Annotated in this window: 3 protein-coding genes; 2 read left to right on the plus strand and 1 reads right to left on the minus strand. The window is 72.7% G+C overall.

The window, feature by feature from the left end; all coding sequences use genetic code 11:
• Nucleotides 1–107 precede the first annotated feature (107 nt).
• Nucleotides 108–290 (plus strand): tail-anchor membrane protein, encoded by a 183-nt coding sequence (locus AC51EU_RS30155; protein WP_496270270.1) that lies wholly within the window; start codon nucleotides 108–110, stop codon nucleotides 288–290.
• Between the two features lie 228 nt (nucleotides 291–518).
• Complete coding sequence (locus AC51EU_RS30160) at nucleotides 519–1424, plus strand: oxygenase MpaB family protein (protein WP_496270272.1); 906 nt, start codon at nucleotides 519–521, stop codon at nucleotides 1422–1424.
• Between the two features lie 21 nt (nucleotides 1425–1445).
• On the opposite strand, the gene AC51EU_RS30165 is transcribed toward AC51EU_RS30160, so the two are convergent.
• A partial coding sequence (locus AC51EU_RS30165; RefSeq protein WP_496270271.1) for a methyltransferase domain-containing protein occupies nucleotides 1446–1795 on the minus strand: 350 nt, incomplete at its 5' end.

Raw genomic sequence — 1795 nt, forward strand, 5'->3', positions numbered from 1 at the left:
ACGGCGCCGGGAGGGCCCCGCGGTGGTCGGAGGGAACCTCCGGCGCCGATCCGGCGTTCAATGGAGGAAGACGGGGCACGGGAAGTGCCGCGGAAGGGAAGTGAAGAATGTCCACACAGGCGAAGGTCGCGATCGGCGGCGTGGCGGTGGGAGTGGTCCTGCTGTGGCTGCTGCCCTTCTGGGCGGCCCTTCTGGTCATGATCGGGGTACCGGCCGTCGCGTATCTGGCGCTGGACCCCTCCCAGCGGCGGCGTCTCCAGCGCGCCGGCCGCAAACAACTCGGACGCTGAGCCCGGGGCGCCGCCCCGGGGACGGCCCGGTCACACAGGCCGGCCGCCCCCGGGGCGCGCGCGTTCCCGGCTGCCGAGCGCCTTTCCGCAGGTCCAAGACCGCGACGCCGCCTCCCCGGGGGCGCTCCGGTGGCGTCGGCGGCCGAACTCCTGCTCCCCGTACGGCACCTGCGCCCTGACGGCCCGTCTACCCTGGGCATCTTGGCTACCGAAGGGACGGAACGCGGGATGCGGCGCTACGACTGGTTGAAGGAAATCATGACGCTCGACCCGGAGCGTGATTTCCTGCGGATCCACCGCATCACCGCGACCCACGAATTCCCCTGGGACATCACCCGGGCCCTGGAACTGGCGCTCTACCGCACCTACGCCGTGCCGAGCATCGGCCGGTTGCTGGCCGAGACCGGGGAACTGACGGACCGCTCGCAGAAGCGCTACGACGACACCGTGCTGCTCCTCGACACCGTCGTCGAGCACGGCTTCGACAGCCAGGACGGCCGCACGGCGATCCGCCGGATGAACCAGATGCACCGCGGCTACGACATCAGCAACGACGACATGCGGTACGTGCTGTGCACCTTCGTCGTCGTGCCCAAGCGCTGGATCGACCGCTTCGGCTGGCGCAGGCTGAGCACCCACGAGACGCAGGCCATGGCCACCTACTACCGCACCCTCGGCCGCCACATGGGCATCACCGGCATCCCGCAGACCTACGAGGAATTCGAGCGCTGCCTCGACGACTACGAGGACGCGCACTTCGGCTTCGACAAGGGCGGCCGCAAGGTCGCGGACGCCACCTTGGACCTGGTGGCGGGCTGGTACGGACCCCTCGGCCCGATGGTCCGCACCGCGTGCACGGCCCTCCTGGACGACGCCCTGCTCGACGCCTTCCGGTTCGAGCGCCCCAGCCCCGCCGCACGCACGGCGGTCCACACGGCCCTGCGGCTGCGCGCCAAGGCGGTCCGGCTGCTGCCGCCCCGCCGCACCCCGCACCACGCCCGCCAGAACCCCGAGGTCAAGGGCTACCCCCACGGCTACCGCGTCGCCGACCTCGGTACCTTCCCCGCCTCCCGGCGCGCGGGCGGCTGCCCCGTACCGCACACCCTGCGCACCACGGGGGCGGACGAGGCATAGGGAACCGGGCGGCCTCGCACCTCAGCCGCGTCGCACCGCCAGCGCCAGATAGCGGGTGTCCTCGTCCGTATAGCGCACGAGTTCCCAGCCGCTGGCCGCGAGCAGGGGCCGCAGGTTCTCCTCCGCGCGCAGGTCGCCGGGGGTGAGTTCGCGGCCCTTGCGCGCCGCGAGCGCCGCCCGGCCCACCGGATGGAACAGCGCCAGCACGCCCCCGGGACGGACGACCCTGGCCAGTTCGGCGAACCCGTGCGACGGCCGCTCCAGATGGGAGACCAGCCCGGCCGCGAACACCGCGTCCAGTGCCGCGTCGGCCAGCGGCAGCCGGGTCACGTCCGCCAGCAACAGGTGCGCGCAGCGGTCCCGCCCGCCGC

The sequence above is a fragment of the Candidatus Streptomyces philanthi genome (assembly GCF_059553635.1).

Coding starts and splice junctions, on each gene's coding strand:
- AC51EU_RS30155 (WP_496270270.1), top strand. CDS start 108: ATGTCCACACAGGCGAAGGTCGCGATCGGCGGCGTGGCGGTGGGAGTG.
- AC51EU_RS30160 (WP_496270272.1), top strand. CDS start 519: ATGCGGCGCTACGACTGGTTGAAGGAAATCATGACGCTCGACCCGGAG.